The organism is Guyparkeria halopsychrophila (assembly GCF_044582135.1).
Classification (GTDB): domain Bacteria; phylum Pseudomonadota; class Gammaproteobacteria; order Halothiobacillales; family Halothiobacillaceae; genus Guyparkeria.
This window is the reverse complement of sequence record NZ_JBDODP010000006.1, coordinates 36,905-54,720: the sequence shown is the minus strand read 5'-3', so window position 1 is coordinate 54,720 and position 17,816 is coordinate 36,905. Positions and strand designations below refer to the sequence as shown.

The window sequence follows — 17,816 nt, the reverse complement described above, 5'->3', positions numbered from 1 at the left end:
TCATTCCCTTGCTTGTGTCGTTGCCGGCGCGGCCGTCCCATCCGCCATGGGCAGGCACAGCCGGAAGCAGTTGCCCGCTTCGTCGGTGACGGTGGGCTCGACCAGCATCAGTTCACCGCGGTTGGCCAACGCCAGTTCGCGAGAGACGAACAGGCCCAGGCCGGTTCCCTGTGAATGCGTGGTGTAGAACGGCTCGAACAGGGCATCGCGCTCGGATGCCGGGATGCGCGGGCCGTTGTCGCAAAGCTGGAGCTGCCAGCGTTGCCCGGCCGCCGCGGTTACCCGCAGCCGGATCGCCAGGTGCCCATCCGCGGGGCGTCCATGGCGTTCGGCATTGTCACAGAGATTGTCCATCACCTGCCAGAGGTGGGTGGTGTCGACCCGGGCCGGAGCCTGCTCCACATCGGCATCCAGTCGGATCGTGAACGTTTCGCCGGCGGCCTGCCAGGCCTCGCGGCGCCGGTCGGCAAATCGCGCCAGCCAATCGACCAGGTCCACCTTCTGGGCATGCACCGCGGGGGCGCGGGCCGCGCCGAGCACGTCCTCGACCAGTCGATTGATGCGGTCGCTGTGGCGCGTGATGATCTCGGTCAGTTGCTCGCGTTCTTCGGGGGTGTCGGATTCCGGTAGCAGCTCGGCGGCCTGGCGGATCGAGGAGAGCGGGTTGCGCACCTCGTGGGCGATCGAGGCGATCAGTCGGCCCAGCGCGGCGAGCTTGTCGCGCCGCACCCGCTCGTCCTCGGCCGACAGGTCCAGCAGCACGATCAGGGCGCGTGGACCCAGCGCGGTCTCGATGCGGTGGAACTGCGCGCGCAGGCGGCGCGGCTGATCGAAGTCGCGTTGCTGGTCGGCATGGCCCGCGTACCAGGCCCGTAGCGCGTCGCACATGCCGGGGTGCAGGTCAGGAAGGCGGTGATCGTCCGTTTCGGTGATCGCTTGGTCCTCGCCGAGCATCTGGCGGGCCGCGGCGTTGATGTATTCGATCCGGCCATCGGGCTCGGAGACGATGATGCCGTTGTCGGTCTGCTCGATGACCCGCAAGGCCAGTTCGGAAAGGTAGCGCACCTCGCGCTCGCGGGCGTGGCTCTGGTGTTCCCAGATGGCCGCGCGCCGCTCGAAGGCGATTACCAGCACGGTGATCAGCAACAGGGCGGCGCCGAGAAAGCCGGAGTTGGCCAGGTGATTGGCGTCGGTCTGCGTCCACGAGGCGTAGATCGCCTCGCCCAGCACCAGCAGCACACCGATCGCGGCATAGCCGATCGCCACCCGTCCGCCATGCAATACCGCCCCGATGCCGATGGCGATCACCAGCGCCAGCGCGATCGGCCCTTCCGGCCCGCCCGAGGCGTGGGCGATCAGCATCAGGCAGGCGAGGTCGCCCGCGGTGTGCAGGTGCGCCTGCGGGCGGAACGGCAGGATGCGCAGTTCCAGCAGCCATTCGAAGGCCATGGCCAGGAACAGGTAGGTCCAGGCGGTGAGCATGAACAGCGAGGCATCGGCCTGGCCGAAGACCGCCGGGCCGCGATCGGTCAGCGCCGCGGCGGTCAGGGCGAGGGCCAGCAGCAGGCGGTAGGCGTTGGCGAGGCGCAGCCCGCGCCAGTTCTCCGTGCCGGCCGGTTGGATCATTCCTGCTCCCGGTGCCGTTCGTCGGCCGAGGCCTGGGCCCAAGCGTCGGCGTGTTCCCAGCTGCAGAAATCCTGCCCGTCGCGGCGCACCGCCTTGTCCTCGGGCACGAACACCCCGCACTGGGCGCAGCGCACGGATTCCAGCGATCGGGTCTGGGGCGAGTCGTCCTGTTGTTCCGCGCGCAGACGATTGGCCTGGCGGATGGCGAAGAACAGCCCGATGACGAGGGCGATGATGAGCCAGAACAGCAGCTTGAGCATGGGCGGACGGTTACCGTGATCGGGATGACGACGGCCGACAGTATCGCATGCCAATCGGCCGTCCAGCGGGCGTAAGGGGTGAGCGGTCGGCTGGCGCATGCTCAGCCGTCAGCCACATCGGCTCGCTCAGGCCTTACCCAGGTCGGTGATCAGCGATTGCTGGGCATTGAACGGTTTCTCGCCCTTGGCCGGGGTGATGCGGCGGTACTCGCCCGTCGCGGTGAGTTCCCAGGCCCCGGTGTTGTCGGCCAGATAGCGGTCGAACGCCTCGTCGATCACCCGGGCGCGGATGTCCGGTGTGTCGACCGGGAAGGCGGTCTCCACCCGGGCGAAGAAGTTGCGCGGCATCCAGTCGGCACTCGAGAGGAACAGTTCCTCCTCGCCGTCGTTTTGGAAATAGAACACGCGCGGGTGTTCCAGGAACCGCCCCATTACCGAGCGGACATGGATGTTCTCGGAGACGCCTGGGATGCCCGGCTTCAGGCAGCAGACCCCGCGGACCACCAGCTCGATGGTCACCCCGGCCTGCGAGGCCTCGTAGAGCGCCTCGATCACGCGTTTCTCGATCAGGGCGTTCATCTTGGCGCGGATGCGTGCCGGCCGGCCATTGCGGGCATGTGCCGTTTCGCGTCGAATGCGCTCGAGCATGCCGTCGTGCAGGGTGAACGGCGACTGCAGCAGGCGCTTGAGGCGGATGCCGCGGCCCAGGCCGGTCAGCTGCATGAACAGCTTGTTGACGTCCTCGCCGACGAAGCGGTCGTCGGTCATCAGGCCGAAGTCGGTGTAAAGCCGCGCGGTGCCGGGGTGGTAGTTGCCGGTGCCCAGGTGGACGAATCGCTTGAGGCGATTGCCGTCGCGGCGGACCACCAGCGCCATCTTGGCGTGGGTCTTGTAGCCGACGATGCCGTAGGCGACGTAGGCGCCGGCCTTCTGCAGCCTCGTCGTGATGTTGATGTTCGCTTCCTCGTCGAAGCGTGCCCGCAGCTCGACCACCGCGGTGACCTCCTTGCCGGCGCGCGCGGCCGCCTCGAGGGCGTCGACGATCGCGGAGTCCTTGCCGGTGCGATACAGCGTCATCTTGATCGCCACCACCCGCGGGTCGGTGGCCGCCTGGCGAATGAATTCCACCACCGGCATGAATGACTGATACGGGTGGTGCAGCAGCACGCTGCCCTGCTGTTCGATGGTCTCGAAGATATTGCGATCCGGATCGAAATCCGCCTCCAGGCGCGGCGTGAACGGCGGGTCCTTGAGCTCGGGGCGGTCGATCAGGTTGGGCAGGGCCATCAATCGGTGCAGGTTGACCGGGCCGTGGACCTGGAACACCTGGCGGTCGTCGAGGGCGAAGCGCTCGCAGAGAAAATCGATCATGTCCGCCGGGCAGTTGTCGGCCACCTCGAGTCGCAGGGCATCGCCGTAGTTTCGCTCGAACAGGCCGCCCTGCAAGGTCTGCAGCAGATCGTCATCGTCGTCGACGTCCACCGAGAGATCGCTGTTGCGCGTCACGCGGAACTGGTAGCAGCCGGTGACGGTCATCCCGGGGAACAGTTCATGAACATGGGCGTGGATGATCGAACTGAGGAAGACGAAGGCGGCCGGCCCCTCGGCGGCTTCCTCGGCCATCTGGATGATGCGCGGCAGGGCGCGCGGCGCCTGCACGATCGCCAGCCACGCCTCGCGACCGAAGTCATCGTTGCCCTCCAGCGAGACGATGAAGTTGAGCGACTTGTTGAGAATCCGTGGGAAGGGATGCGACGGATCGAGTCCCAGCGGGGTCAGCAGCGGCAGCAACTCGCGGCGGAAGTATTGCTTGACCCACAGCGCCTGCGCCTCGGTCCAGTGGGTGCGGCGCAGGAAATGGATGTTCTCCTTGGCCAGCGCCGGGATGACCTCTCGGTTGAGCGTCTCGTACTGGTCGTGGACCAGGGCATGCGCCTGTTCCAGCACCAGGTCCAGCTGGGTCTGCGGGGAAAGCCCGGCGTCGTCCTGCCGGCTGATGCCGGCGCGAATCTGCTGGGTAAGCGTGCCGACGCGGACCTCGAAGAATTCGTCGAGGTTGGCGGAGGAAATGCAGAGGAACTTGAGCCGTTCGAGCAGCGGGACGTTGCGGTCCTGTGCCATCTCGAGCACGCGGCGGTTGAAACCGAGCAGGCTCAGTTCGCGATTGATGAACGGCAGGGGGAGCTCGTCGGTGTTTGTCATTATTTCGCAACGTAAAGTCGGTTAGAGTACGCGTATTTGGGCGGCCAACCCCGCATGCTGCGGGTCGTCCAGTCTGCCCGACAGGCATGACAGGCTCGTTAAGCCACCATGCCACGAGTAAACCCTAGCAACCGGGTCGAGACAAGCCGCCTTAAGGAGATATTGAGTAAATGAGCGACAAAGATACGCCCAACCTGACGCCGCACACCCTGACCCGTTATGACGACGATCTCGGGGCGCTGCGCTCGCTGTTGATGAACATGGGCGGGGTGGCCGAACAGCATTTCGATGATGCGCTCGCCTACCTGCTCGACGGCGACGCCGAGCGTGGCCGTGTGGCGATGGAGCAGGACTACGAGGTCGACCGCCTCGAGACCTCCATCGACGAGTTGGCGATCCACATCATCGCCCGCTATGCGCCTACCGCCAGCGATCTGCGCGCGATCATGGCGATCGTCAAGGCGATCACCGATCTCGAGCGCATCGGCGACAAGTCGGAGAAGCTCGCGCGCATTGCCGAGGAAGTCGGGCCGACGCTGCAGCAGACGGCGTTCTCCACCCACTTTCGCGTGATGGGGCGGATCGTCAAGGGCATGCTCCACGATGCGCTCGACGCCTTCGTCCGCCAGGACTGCGTGGCCGCCGAGGAAATCATTCGCCGCGACACGCACGTCAACCACGAGTACAACGCCGTCCACGAGGTGCTGCTCGAGTACATGTCGAACAATCCGCAGAACAGCGATCTCAGCCTGCGGATGCTCTACTGCATGCGCGCCATCGAGCGGATCGGTGACCACTGCGCCAACATGGCCGAGTACGTCATCTTCCAGCAGCGTGGCGTGGGGGTCTGCCGTCAGGGTCGGGGCGACGACAAGGAACGCACCCAGATCTGATCGCCTCGCCCAATGGACGGGCGAGCGTGATTCCCAGTCAACGGGCCGGCGCTATGCCGGCCCGTTTTGGTTTCCACCTGCGACCTGACCCATTTCAGGACGAGCGCTTGTTGTTCTTGCCTCGTGGGTGTTCGGCACCATGCTAGCCTCGGGGCAAATCGTTTACCTGCCCGCCCGCAACATCGGCGGGCGCTAGCAGCCATCGGATCGAAAGGAAACTCGGGCTCTCATGTCGAACAAGCGAATCAATCTGCCCACGCCACGCATTGGCCTCGGGCTGGCGGCCCTGGGGCGACCCGGCTACATCAACCTGGGCCACGGCGAGGACATGCCCGACGGGCGCGATGTCGAGGCGATGCGCGGGCACTGTCACGCCATGCTCGATGCTGCCTGGCAGCGCGGGGTTCGCTATGTCGATGCCGCCCGTTCCTACGGCCGGGCCGAGGCATTTCTTGGCGACTGGCTCGCCGAGCGGGCGGAAGAGCAGCGACCCACGGTGGGTTCGAAGTGGGGCTATACCTATACCGCCGGCTGGCAGGTGACTGCCTCCGTCCACGAGGTCAAGGAGCACAGCCGCGAGGTGCTCGACCGCCAGTGGGACGAGACCCTCGACGCGCTCGGCTTTCCGCCCGCGCTCTACCAGATCCACTCGGCCACCCTCGACTCCGGTGTGCTGGAGAACGTGTCGGTGCTCGAACGTTTGGGCGAACTGCGCGACCAGGGCGTGTCCATCGGCCTGACCGCCAGCGGCCCGGCGCAGGCAGAGACCCTGGCCCGGGCAATGGAGATCGAGATCGACGGCCGCTCGCTGTTCGATGCCGTGCAGGCGACCGCCAACCTGCTCGAACCGTCGGTGTTGGACCAGCTCGAGCGGGCCTCCCAGGCCGGCATGGTCGTGATCATCAAGGAGGCGGTCGCCAACGGTCGTTTGACCGCGCGCAACGACCGGCCTGAGGACGCGGGCGCGATGGAGGCGCTGGATGCCGTGGCTGGGCGACACGGGGTTGGCCGTGACGCAATCGCGATTGGCTGGCTGCTGGACCATCCTTTCGTCGACATGGTGCTCTCCGGCGCCGGCAACGAGGCACAGCTGGCATCCAACCTCCAGGCGCTGGATGTCACCCTCGCGCCGGCGGACCGGGAGGCGCTGGCCGCACTCGCCGAGCCTCCCGAGTCGTACTGGAAGACGCGTGGTGGACTAAACTGGAACTAGACCGGAAAGGTCTCATCAAGGGCACACGCCTCGTTTGTGTGGCCAATATCCTGCGCGATCTTCGTGCGAATTCATGAAAACCCCAGGTCGAGCCAATCAACGGGCTGATTGAATGCTGGTTGGCGCATGTTGTTTCGAATCAAAAAACCGCAATGGGCCGCGGGGTTGTTTTCTTGCGTGAACGGCGAGATGGTTAGTTGGCTAATAGATAAACCCAAAATGCTTTTGGGTATTGCCCAAGGCAAGGAGTGGAACCGTATGTTGACCGAATGGATGAGAGATACGCGCAACCTGGCCGGTAGCGCGCTGCTGGCGATGGCGACCACCGGGCTGATCGCCGGCCCGGCGATGGCCGAAGACGACAATCCGCCCGACAAGGCGCCGGATTCGATGCTCTACGACATGCCGCAAAAGGTCGCCGATGACGTCTGGTCGGCCATCGGCGCGACCCAGCCCTATACCTACGAGAACTCGCTGCACAACAACAACCTCTCGTTCGTGATCGGCGAGGACGCGGTGCTGGTGATGAATGCCGGCGCCTCGTACCAGCTGGCCGAGGCCCTGCACGAGGAAATCAAGAAGCGCACCGACGTGCCGGTCAAGTACGTGGTCAACGAGAACGGCCAGCTGCATTCGTCGCTGGCCACCGGTTACTGGATCGATCAGGGGGCGGAAGTGATCGCCCACGTCGATGCGGCCGAGTATTACGACGGTCACGCCGCGGCTTACGTCGCCCAGCTCAAGGACATCGCGAAGGAAAAGGCCGAGGGCACCGAGTACGTGGCGGTCAGCCGTACCTTCGAGGACCGCATCGAGCTCGATCTGGGCGGTCTGACGGCCGAGGTCATCTACTTCGGCGAGGCGCATTCCCCGGGTGACGTCTCGGTGGTCATCCCCGAGCGTGACGTCGTGATCGCCGGCGACATGGCCTTCAATATCCGCATGCTGCCGATCTTCGAGTACACCGACACGGCCGCCTGGCTGGAGACCTGGCCGAAGTTCGCCGAGGTGGCCGAGGGCAAGACGATCATCCCGGGCCACGGCACGCCGACCGACCTGGAAACGGTCGAGCACTACACCAAGGACTACCTGGTGTTCCTGCGCACCGAGATCGGCAAGATCATTGATGAGGGCGGCAGCCTGCAGGATGCCTACGAGCTCGACCAGAGCCAGTTCTCGCACTGGCACACCTTCGATGAGCTCGCTGGCCAGAATGCCGGGCGTGTCTTCCAGAAGATGGAATTCGAGTTCTGATCGGCTGACCGATCTGCTCGACTGACGAGCCGTCCCGGGGACAACCCGCGGGCGGTTTTTTTGTGTCCCCTGTCGGTGCTGTCCGAGTCGGATCGTGCGGCCCTCTCCCGACAGACTCGCACCGACGGAAAATCAAGTGCTTGCATTGCCGCCCCGATCGGCTTTACTGGTTGGACGTCTCGCCATCGTGCACAAGGAGGAAATGGCCATGCGCCGATTGATGCTGGGCCTGATGTTCTGCCTGCTGCCGGGGTTCGCGCTGTCTGCCGACGTGCCTCGGCCCGATGATGCCCATGCCCTGCAAGGCATCGAGGAAGGCCGCATCCTGTGGGACGTCACGGCATCCGACCCGGATGCGCTGCTCGCGCGACTGGGTGTGATCGAGCAGACCTATCGGGATCTTGAACGCCAGGGCGTGACACCACGCATGGTGTTTGGCTTTCGTGGTGGGTCGGTCCGACTACTGACCCGCGATGCCCCCGACCGGGACATGGAGCACGCCCAGACGATCCTGCAGATCCATGCACGGCTGGCCGAATTGCACGCCCTGGCGGGTGTCGATCGCATGGAGGTCTGTTCGATTGCCAGCCGGCGCGCCGGCATCACTCAGGCCGATCTGGTCGAGCCACTCGTCGAGGTGGGCAATACCTTCGTCACCGCAGCGGCCTACGCGCAGCGCGGCTACGCCAAGATCAAGATCGATTGACAGCCCCATGGACGAAGCTCAGCGCCACGCGCTTCACGAACAGTTGCTCGAAAGACGTGAGGCGTTGCGACAACTGCTGATCGGCAGCGCCGAATCCACCGAGCGGGTGGAAATCGACAACTCATGCCAGAGTCAGTTGTCGCGCGTGGAGGCGCAGCAAGGCCGGGAGATGGCCAGGGCCACCCGCGCCCGCTGGGAGAACGAACTGACCCGCATCGAGGGTGCGTTGCGGCGGATGGAAAATGGCGAATACGGCTACTGCTTCGTCTGCGAGGAACCTATCCCGTTCCGCCGACTCCAAAACGATCCGAGCGTGACACGCTGTGTGGAATGCGCCGAAAGCGAATAAGAACCAACTAGGAGAGCACCAATGACTCACATGAAAACCCTGTTGGCTGGCGTTATCGCCGTGACACTGTCCCAGCCCGCGCTGGCAAAGGATGCGCCGGAAGGCCTGTATTCCATGAATGCCCTGATCGGGGCGAATGTTTTTCTGGCCACCGATCGTAACCGCGAGGTGGGCGAGGTTGAGGATGTCTTGGTGGCCGAGAACATGAAGGTCCATGGTCTGGTGGTCGAACTGGATGACGATCTAGACGGCATGGGCGACAACAACTATCGCTTCGTCGAGGTCGAGCAGTTCTCGGTGGCAACCCGCTCCGGCGATCAGCTGGACCGCGTCTCCTACGCGGTGTTCCTCAACGATGACCTCGACCAGGTGCGCAACTACCCGCAGGTCGACAACGACTGGTGGGCCGAGACCAAGGGGGCCGCCGCCAACATCTGGTCGAACACCAAGGCCGGGGCGTCCAGTGCCTGGCAGGCCACCAAGGACACCACCTCCAACGTCATCGACAAGACCAAGGAAAAGACCCGAGACGTCCTCGAGAGCCTGCAGCGCACGCTCGAGTAACCTGGGGCTCCCAGAGGGGGGCGAGCCCGGCTCGCGAAGGCCGCGTCATCGGCGCTCCCCTTCCATTACCCGTATCGGCCAAGAAGCCCGATCGCAGGACACGCGCCTGCGGTCGGGTTTTGCTTGTGAGGCAATCTCCCACTCCGCCCGGGTTAGACGGGTAGGAGCGGCTTTAGCCGCGAAAGCCGATGGAGCCGCTTCGAGTCGGCATGGGCGGGCGGTTCGCGCCTGAAGGCGTTCCCACGCTTCCGTCCGAGCTTACCGCGCATTGTCGGGCTGGAGCCCGACTCACCGGGTATCGCCGTCGATTACCCTGATGCCTTCGCGCCCGAAAGCATCCGCTTGAGGTAATACCCGGTGTACGAGCCCTCCACCTCGGCCACCTGCTCGGGCGTGCCCGAGGCGATGATCCGCCCGCCGCCGGAACCGCCCTCGGGGCCCAGGTCGACGATCCAGTCGGCCGTCTTGATCACGTCGAGGTTGTGCTCGATCACGATCACGGTGTTGCCGTGATCGCGCAGGCGGTAAAGCACCTTGAGCAGTTGCGCGACGTCCTCGAAATGCAGGCCGGTGGTCGGCTCGTCGAGGATGTAGAGCGTGTGGCCGGTATCGCGCTTGGCCAGTTCGCGCGAGAGCTTGACCCGCTGGGCCTCGCCGCCGGAGAGCGTGGTGGCGTTCTGTCCCAGCTTCACGTAACCCAGGCCGACGTCCATCAGGGTGGTCAGCTTGCGGTTCAGGCTGGGCACCGCCTCGAAGAACTCGGCGGCCTCCTCGATGGTCATCTCCAGCACGTCGGTGATGGTCTTGCCCTTGTAGTGGATGTCGAGCGTCTCGCGGTTGTAGCGTGACCCGCCGCAGACATCACAGGGCACGTACACGTCCGGCAGGAAGTGCATCTCGACCTTGATCACCCCGTCGCCCTGGCAGGCCTCGCAGCGCCCGCCCTTGACGTTGAAGGAGAAGCGCCCCGGCGTGTAGCCGCGGGAGCGGGCCTCCTGCGTGCCGGCGAACAGCTCGCGGATGGTGGTGAACAGCCCGGTGTAGGTCGCCGGGTTCGAGCGCGGCGTGCGCCCGATCGGCGACTGGTCGATGTCGATCACCTTGTCGAGCTGGTCGAGCCCGTGGATGTTCTTGTACGGCGCGGCCGTGGCGCTGGCTCGGTTGAGCTGGTGGGCACTGATCTTGAACAGGGTGTCGTTGATCAGCGTCGACTTGCCCGAGCCGGACACGCCGGTGATGCAGGTGAACAGTCCCAACGGGATGTGCAGTGGGTCGCCCTGCAGGTTGTGCCCGGTCGCCCCCTCGAGTGTCAGCATCTTCTCGGCATCGGCGCGATTGCGCTCGGGCACCTCGATGCCTCGCTTGCCGGCCAGGTACTGCCCGGTGAGCGAGTCCTTGTTGGCCTCGATCTGCTGGGGCGTGCCCTGGGCGACTACCTGGCCGCCGTGGGCCCCGGCGCCGGGGCCGATGTCGAGGACGAAGTCCGCCGCACGGATGGCATCCTCATCGTGCTCGACCACGATCACCGTGTTGCCCAGGTCCCGCAGGTGGGTGAGCGTGCCCAGCAGGCGGTCATTGTCGCGCTGGTGCAGGCCGATCGACGGCTCGTCGAGGATGTAGGACACGCCCACCAGCCCCGAGCCGATCTGGCTCGCCAGCCGGATGCGCTGCGCCTCGCCGCCGGAGAGCGTCTCGGCGCTGCGGTCCAGCGACAGGTAGTTCAGGCCGACGTCATTGAGAAACTTCAGCCGCGAGCGGATCTCGCGCACGATCGGCGTGGCGATCTCGCCGCGGGCGCCTTCCAGTTCCATCTCGGCGAAGAACGCCGCCGAGTGGCCGATCGACCAGCGGGTGATCGTCGGCAGGTTGTGGCTCTCGATGAAAACGTGCCGCGCGGCGCGGTTCAGGCGGGTGCCGTGACAGCTTGGGCAGGCCTGTTCGGAGATGTAGCGCGCCAGCTCCTCGCGCACCGCCTGCGATTCGGTCTCGCGGTAGCGGCGCGACATGTTGGGCAGCACGCCCTCCCAGGGATGCGTGCGCTCCTTCGCCCGACCGCGTGGGCCAAGGTAGGTAAACGCGATCTTCTCCTTGCCCGAGCCGTGCAGGATCATGTCGCGCTGCTCGTCGGTCAGTTCCTCCCACGGCGTTTCCAGGTCGAAGTCGTAGTGCCGCGCCAGCGAGGAGAGCAGCGCGTGGTAGTAGGCGTTGCGCCGGTCCCAGCCGCGCACCGCGCCGGCGGCCAGCGACAGCTCGGGGTTGATGATCACCTTCTGCGGATCGAAGAACTGCTTTACGCCCAGCCCGTCGCAGCTCGGGCAGGCGCCGACCGGGTTGTTGAAGGAGAACAGTCGCGGTTCGAGCTCGCCCAGCGAGTAGCCGCACTTGGGGCAGGCATGCTTCGAGGAAAAGACATGCTCCTCGTCGGAATCCATCGAGACGACCATCGCCTGGCCGTCGGCTAGCCGCAGCGCGGTCTCGAACGACTCCGCCAGCCGCAGCTGCAGGTCGTCGCGCACCTTGAAGCGGTCGACCACCACCTCGATGTTGTTCTTGGTCTTGGGATCGAGGGTCGGGATTTCGTCGATCTCGTAGACGGTGCCGTTGATCCGCACCCGCAAAAAGCCCTGCGCCTGCCATTCCTGGAACAGCTTGTGGTGCTCGCCCTTGCGGTTCTCGATCACCGGCGCGAGCAGCAGCCACTTCGAGCCCTCGGGCAGGTCCATCACGTGGTCGACCATCTGCGAGACCGTCTGCGCGGTTAGGTCGATGTCGTGTTCCGGGCAGCGCGGCAGGCCGGCGCGGGCGTACAGCAGGCGCAGGTAGTCGTAGATCTCGGTAACCGTGCCCACCGTCGAGCGCGGATTGTGCGAGGTGGTCTTCTGCTCGATCGAAATCGCCGGCGACAGCCCCTCGATGGTGTCGACGTCCGGCTTGTCCATCATCGACAGGAACTGGCGCGCGTAGGCCGACAGCGACTCGACGTAACGCCGCTGTCCCTCGGCGAAGATCGTGTCGAAGGCCAGTGACGACTTGCCCGAGCCCGACAGCCCGGTAAAGACGATCAGCTTCTCGCGCGGCAGGTCGACATCGATGTTCTTGAGATTGTGCGTGCGTGCGCCGCGGATGCGGATAAACGGATCGGCCATATTGCGCTTGTCGCTCGTGTTGAATGGACGTCGCGGCAGGGGCGGAGAGCGATGCTCACCACCATGCGCGGAACCGAGTAGTGTAGCTGAATGCAAGACGATCTCGTTGCCGAGATATGAATGCTTTATAGTGACGGTTTGCGCTCGCAAGGGCCGGTGACGCCACCGGTCGGCAGGAACCACAAGGAGTTTTAACTATGGCTAGCCGCGGTGTGAACAAGGCAATCATCATCGGCAACCTCGGGGTCGACCCGGACGTGCGTTACCTGCCGTCCGGCGGCCAGGTCACCAACATCCGCGTGGCCACCTCCGAGCAATGGCGCGACAAGACCACCGGCGAGAACCGCGAGAACACCGAGTGGCACCGCATCGTCTTCTTCGGCAAGCTCGCCGAGATCGCCGGCGAGTACCTGAAGAAGGGCAGCCAGGTCTACATCGAAGGCCGCCTGCAGACCCGCAAGTGGCAGGGCCAGGACGGCCAGGACCGCTACACCACCGAGATTGTCGCCAACGAGATGCAGATGCTCGGCGGCCGTCCGGGTGCCGGTGGCGGCCAGGGCGGCGGTTACGGCGGTGGCCAGGCCAGCCAAGGGGGCCAGGGTGGCCAGGGTGGTTACGGCGGTGGCGCCGCAGCGGGTGCCGGTGCGGGCTACGGCGGCGGCCAGTCCGACTACGGCGCACCGCCCCCGCCGCCGTCCCAGGACCAGCGCCCGGCCAAGTCAATCGACGACGGTTTCGGCGAGGACGACATCCCGTTCTAGATGACACCTGAAGTCTAAGCTTTGCCTGACGATGACGTCAGACAAACCCCGTCTTCGGTCGGGGTTTGTTGTTTCTGGTTTCTGTGGGCGCCATTCGAAGAGGGTCAGCAGCCAACGTGAGAACGAGTCGGTCAGAATCGGGTGTATCCCCTGCTCTTTCTTGCTCTTGTTGGAAGCCAAGGAAATACAGATACAAATGCGATTATCCGATTTCATTCGAGCGCAAATAGAGCCGATTCTTGAGAATTGGCAAGCGTTTGCCAAAACGATTTTTCATGCCGGGCACATGGACGCGGCCGGGCTGCGCGACCATGCCAGGGAAATGCTTCTGGTGATTGCCGACGATCTCGATTCACAACAGAGTGCGGCCGAACAGGCCGCCAAATCGAAAGGTCGTGGGCCGAAGGATGGGGGGGAGTCCTGGGCGGAAGTGCACGGTGGCGATCGACAGGCCAGCGGCTTTAGCGTCATGGAGACCATTTCCGAGTTCCGGGCCCTGCGGGCGAGCGTGGTGTCACTTTGGACTGACGCTCACCCCACGGTCACCGGACAGCAGCTTGACGAGCTTACCCGGTTCCATGAGGCCATCGACCAGGCCGTCGCCGAATCGCTTGAGCAGTATGCGACGGTAAAAGAGATGGAAACCCGGCTGTTTGGCGCCATTCTGGTGGCATCCCCGGATCCGATCTACGTGCTGGATCTCAAGGGCCGAGTTATCTATGCAAATCAGGCCACGGCGGATCTTTTCGGTCTGAAGCCCGAGGCGATCATCGGCAGGTCCAACTTTGACCTCGGCTTTTCATTCGCTTTGGACTTTCAGCGCAACCAGGAAAGGGTAATTGCTTCCCAGTCCACGTACCGCGGCAAGTTCGTGCACCGATTTGCTTCTGGCCAGGGTGAACGGTTCGAGTACCTGCTTGCGCCCGTGCTTGACGAGCATCAAGACACCGAAGCCACGGTCTGCATTATTCAGGATGTCACCGAGCGGGCGCTTGCCGAAGAAAGAATATGGCACAGCGCCCACCATGACGCCCTGACCGGGCTGCCGAATCGACGTCTGTTTCTGGATCGTCTGGAGCAGGAGGTCAAACACACAAACCGCACCGGCTTGCCTCTTGCCCTGCTTTTCATGGACCTGGATGACTTCAAGGAAGTCAACGATTCGCTCGGTCATGAAGCGGGGGACAGTGTGTTGTGTGACGTGGCGGAGCGCCTTGCTGACTGTGTGCGGGAGGACGATACGGTTGCCCGTCAGGGCGGCGATGAGTTTACCGTGGTTCTTGCCGCCGCCAATCGGCGCGAGGACGTCGAGCAGGTGGCCCAGGCGATTATTGATGCCCTCGCGCAGCCATTCCAGACCGCACTACAGCCTGTTCAGATTTCCGTCAGCATCGGGGTCGCGTTCTACCCCCAGGACGCCCCCACTCCCCTCGCTCTGTTGGAAGCCGCTGATCGCGCCATGTACAAAGCCAAAGAGTCCGGTTCAAACCGGATGTGCTTTCACGGCCCATCCGCTGAAACGGCCGGGCAGCCCTCCTGACGGGACGGGGCCGAAAACGCGGCCGTTCTGGGGAGCGTGATCAGTCGTAAGCCTTGGTATGGAGCAAGGTGTCGCACGGTCGCGACCGATGCCCGACACCGTTCCGTCGATCGCCACGCTCTAGAACCGCCCGTCAACAGGCGCACGTCGTGCTTCTCCACACGCACCTTCGTTTGCCTGACCTGTAAAAACAAAAAGCCCCGCCAAATTCGGGTTGGCGGGGCTTTCAAGATGATGCCACTGTGAATACACAGGGTGCGCTATAAGGTCAGTCCTTGGCGACCACCGGCAGGCCGGCCTCTTCCCAGGCGTTCATGCCGCCCATCAGGTTGGCGACGTTGGTGTAGCCGGCGCGCATCAGCAGGCTGGCGGCGACGGTCGAGCGCATGCCCGAGCCGCAGACCAGCGTGATCGGATCGTCCTTGCCCACCCCGTCGATACCGCCGCGCACGTCGTGGGCGGTCTGGTGGCGGGCGCCGAGCGCGTGGCCCTCGTCCCACTCGCTGGCCTCGCGGGTGTCCCACAGGGCGCGGCGGTCGTGGTCGAGGTCATTCTTGGCGGTCTCGGCATCGACCAGCGGGGTGTTCTCGAAGGCCTCGCCGGCCTTGAGCCAGGCATCGAAGCCGCCGTCGAGAAAGCCGACCACCTTGTCCTGGCCGACGCGCACCAGCGCGCGGATCGCATCGCTGATCAGCTCGTCGTCGCCCTCGTGGTCGACCAGGATCAGCGGCTGGTCCGGCGGGGCGACCCAGCCGGCCCAGGGGCTGAGATTGTCGCCGTACTCGATGCCCAGCGAGCCCTTGATGTGCGCGGCGTTGAAGGCCAGCCGGTCGCGGATATCGATCACCACCGCACCCTCGGCCATGCGGGCCTTGAGGTCGTCGATGTCGAACACCTCGATCTCCTCGGCCAGCAGATCGACCATGCCCTGCACCGGCTTGGGGCCCTCGGAGTTGGTGACCTTGTTGCGCGGGTAGAAGTCCGGCGCCGGCGGCAGGTTGCCGAGCAGCGTGTCGATGAACTCGTCTTCCGTGAGCGACGGGTCGAGCAGCGGGTTGGCGGCGCGCTCGTAGCCCAGCGTCGAGATCGTTCGCCCGGACATGCCGGCGCCACAGGCCGAGCCTGCGCCGTGCCCCGGGCGGATCTCCAGCCCGTCGGGCAGGCCCTTCAATTTCTCGCGCACGCTGTGGAACGCCTGCTTGGCCAGCCCGCGGGTGGCCTCCTCGCCCAGCAGGTCGGGGCGGCCGAGGCTGCCGACGAACAGGAAATCTCCGGTCAGGGCGACGGCCGGGACGTCCGGCGAGCGGGCGCCGTCAAAGACCAGGAACGAGATGTGCTCCGGGGTGTGGCCCGGCGTGTGCAGCGCTTCGATGCGGACGTTGCCCATCTGCACCGAATCGCCTTCCTGCATCGGCAGGTGGTCGAAGCCCACCTCGAAGACCTCGTTGTCGTCGTAGGCCGACAGGTGCAGCTTCGCGCCGGTCACCTCGGCCAGCTCGCGTGCGCCGGAGACGTAATCCGCGTGGATGTGGGTGTCCATGACATGGCGGATGACGTAACCCTCTTCCTCGGCGAAATCGAGGTAGAAGTCGATGTCCCGGCGCGGGTCGATGATCGCCAGTTCATTGCTCTGCTGACAACCAACGGCATAGCTCATTTGTGACAGGCCGGTTTCTTCGAACGCTTCGAACAGCATGGGTGCTCCCCAGGGAATGAATGTGGCAGTGAATAAGCGTGGCTTGGGAATCTATCAGATAAACTGTTGACTGATGTTCGGACCTTGGGATGGGTGACGAGTTTCTCAACCCCCTGCTCGCCGTTTTTCGTCAATCGGATGAGCCTGGCTGGACGTTTACCTGGCAGGCGTGGCGCCGGCGCGACAGTGGGGTGAATGGGTTGTTGCGCACGGGCCAAGACCTGTGCTTAGCTCGAAGCTACCGCTGGTGGATGCGCCCCGTTATCCGCCTGAAACCACTCGCGCCCGGCTCGTGCCGGGCACCGACAGGAGGCCCTGGTGCCCTCGATCTGGACCGACATCGCCACCCAGGCCACCGCCTTTCGTCGCCGCCTGCACCAGGCCCCGGAACTGACCTGGCAGGAGCACGCCACCGCCGGGACGATCCGCACGGAGCTCGATCATCTGGGCATCCCCTGGCGAGCCTGTGCCGGCACCGGCACGGTCGGCCGGATCGCCCCTGAGGCGCGCGGCCGGCACATCGCCCTGCGCGCCGACATCGACGCCCTGCCGATTGACGAGATCAGCGGCAAGGATTGGTCGTCCGGCATGCCGGGCATCATGCACGCCTGCGGCCATGACGGGCACACCGCCACCCTGCTGGCGGTCGCCCGATGGCTCAAGACCTGCGAGGACCACTTGCCCGGCCCGGTCACCTTGCTGTTCCAGCCGGCCGAGGAAGGGGGGCACGGCGCGCGCGAGATGATCCGTGACGGCGCGCTCGAGGGCGTCGACTGGGTATTCGGCTGGCACAACTGGCCGGCGATTCCCTTCGGCCAGGCCGTCTGCCCGGACGGGCCGGTGATGGGTGCGAACGGCACCTTCGAGATCCGGCTGACCGGCAGCGGCGGTCACGCCAGCCAGCCCGAGGCCTGCCGCGACCCGCTGCTCGCCGGCTCCGCGTTGGTCCAATCCATCCAGCAGATCGTCTCGCGTCGGCTGGCGCCGCAGACCGCCGCGGTGGTCAGCGTGACCACCTTCGAGGCCGGCGGAGCGATCACCGCCATCCCCGACACCGCCCGCCTGGCCGGTTCCGTGCGCGTCGAGCGCACCGACCAGCGCGATGCGGTGGCCCAGCACCTCGACCAGATCGCCCGCGACACCGCCGCGGCCTATGGGGTCGAGGCGCGCTTTACCTTCACGCCCCGCTACCACGCCACCGTCAACCACCCCGAGGCCGCCGCGCACTATCGTGGTGCACTGGCCCGTGTGCTGGGCACCGATTGGCGCGATGCCTCGCTGCCGGTGCCGATCATGGCGTCCGAGGATTTCAGCTACTACCTTCGGGAGGTTCCCGGCGCCTTCGCTTTGATCGGCGCCGATGACGGCGAGGGCCATCACTGGCCTTGCCACAGCCCGCGATACGACTTCAACGACCGGTTGATCGACCCGGTGGGCCGGATCTTCTCCGACCTGGTCGGGCTGTCGATCGAGTCGAGCGCGGGCTGAACGCGAATGGGCAGGCCTCTTGCAAGGCCTTGACCATGAGACAGGCCGAGGAACAACCCGGCACTCCCGCCGCGATGCGGCGGACCGAAACCACCCGAAATAAGGGGAGAAAGCGCCA

Annotated in this window: 14 protein-coding genes; 9 read left to right on the top strand and 5 right to left on the bottom strand. The window is 65.1% G+C overall.

The features are described from left to right. From ABGV18_RS04060 to ppk1, 3 genes are all read right to left on the bottom strand, one after another. The gene (locus tag ABGV18_RS04060) at positions 1–1,626 is read right to left on the bottom strand and encodes an ATP-binding protein (RefSeq protein ID WP_396584925.1); all 1,626 of its coding nucleotides are present in this window, start codon (positions 1,624–1,626) and stop codon (positions 1–3) included. Beyond that, positions 1,623–1,886 carry a PP0621 family protein gene (locus ABGV18_RS04055; RefSeq protein WP_396580837.1) on the bottom strand — a complete coding sequence of 88 codons (264 nt, stop codon included), beginning with the start codon at positions 1,884–1,886 and terminating at the stop codon, positions 1,623–1,625. The genes ABGV18_RS04060 and ABGV18_RS04055 overlap by 4 nt, the downstream gene beginning before the upstream one ends. 126 nt (positions 1,887–2,012) lie before the next feature. Next, positions 2,013–4,088: a polyphosphate kinase 1 gene (gene ppk1 / locus ABGV18_RS04050; protein WP_396580838.1), complete on the bottom strand. Its 2,076-nt coding sequence runs from the start codon at positions 4,086–4,088 to the stop codon at positions 2,013–2,015. A gap of 170 nt (positions 4,089–4,258) precedes the next feature. On the opposite strand from ppk1, the gene phoU reads away from it, so the two are divergent. The 6 genes from phoU (at position 4,259) to ABGV18_RS04020 (ending at position 9,067) form a co-directional block, all read left to right on the top strand. Further along, complete coding sequence (phoU, locus tag ABGV18_RS04045; protein WP_396584924.1) at positions 4,259–4,981, top strand: phosphate signaling complex protein PhoU; 723 nt, start codon at positions 4,259–4,261, stop codon at positions 4,979–4,981. Positions 4,982–5,210: 229 nt separating this feature from the next. Further along, entirely contained in the window at positions 5,211–6,194 is a 984-nt protein-coding gene (locus ABGV18_RS04040) for an aldo/keto reductase (protein ID WP_396584923.1), read from the top strand. A 258-nt stretch (positions 6,195–6,452) separates the two neighbouring features. Next, positions 6,453–7,448 (top strand): MBL fold metallo-hydrolase, encoded by a 996-nt coding sequence (locus ABGV18_RS04035; protein WP_396584922.1) that lies wholly within the window; start codon positions 6,453–6,455, stop codon positions 7,446–7,448. A gap of 208 nt (positions 7,449–7,656) precedes the next feature. Continuing rightward, entirely contained in the window at positions 7,657–8,154 is a 498-nt protein-coding gene (locus ABGV18_RS04030; RefSeq protein WP_396580842.1) for a hypothetical protein, read from the top strand. A 7-nt stretch (positions 8,155–8,161) separates the two neighbouring features. Continuing rightward, positions 8,162–8,503, top strand: a complete 342-nt coding sequence (locus ABGV18_RS04025; RefSeq protein ID WP_396580843.1) for a TraR/DksA family transcriptional regulator — start codon at positions 8,162–8,164, stop codon at positions 8,501–8,503. Between the two features lie 21 nt (positions 8,504–8,524). Continuing rightward, positions 8,525–9,067: a hypothetical protein gene (locus ABGV18_RS04020; protein WP_396580844.1), complete on the top strand. Its 543-nt coding sequence runs from the start codon at positions 8,525–8,527 to the stop codon at positions 9,065–9,067. A 308-nt stretch (positions 9,068–9,375) separates the two neighbouring features. Here ABGV18_RS04020 and uvrA read toward each other — a convergent pair whose 3' ends face one another. Next, positions 9,376–12,213 (bottom strand): excinuclease ABC subunit UvrA, encoded by a 2,838-nt coding sequence (gene uvrA, locus ABGV18_RS04015; protein ID WP_396584921.1) that lies wholly within the window; start codon positions 12,211–12,213, stop codon positions 9,376–9,378. Positions 12,214–12,410: 197 nt separating this feature from the next. Here uvrA and ssb point away from each other — a divergent pair, with 197 nt between their 5' ends. Further along, positions 12,411–12,974, top strand: coding sequence for a single-stranded DNA-binding protein (ssb, locus tag ABGV18_RS04010; RefSeq protein ID WP_396584920.1), 564 nt, complete (start codon positions 12,411–12,413; stop codon positions 12,972–12,974). Positions 12,975–13,170: 196 nt separating this feature from the next. Further along, positions 13,171–14,514 carry a diguanylate cyclase domain-containing protein gene (locus ABGV18_RS04005; RefSeq protein ID WP_396584919.1) on the top strand — a complete coding sequence of 448 codons (1,344 nt, stop codon included), beginning with the start codon at positions 13,171–13,173 and terminating at the stop codon, positions 14,512–14,514. Between the two features lie 268 nt (positions 14,515–14,782). Here the strand turns inward: ABGV18_RS04005 and ABGV18_RS04000 are convergent, their stop codons facing one another. Then, positions 14,783–16,210 carry a rhodanese-like domain-containing protein gene (locus ABGV18_RS04000; protein WP_396584918.1) on the bottom strand — a complete coding sequence of 476 codons (1,428 nt, stop codon included), beginning with the start codon at positions 16,208–16,210 and terminating at the stop codon, positions 14,783–14,785. 318 nt (positions 16,211–16,528) lie between these two features. Here ABGV18_RS04000 and doeB2 point away from each other — a divergent pair, with 318 nt between their 5' ends. Then, positions 16,529–17,698, top strand: coding sequence for a N(2)-acetyl-L-2,4-diaminobutanoate deacetylase DoeB2 (gene doeB2, locus ABGV18_RS03995; protein ID WP_396584917.1), 1,170 nt, complete (start codon positions 16,529–16,531; stop codon positions 17,696–17,698). The last annotated feature ends 118 nt before the right edge of the window (positions 17,699–17,816 follow it).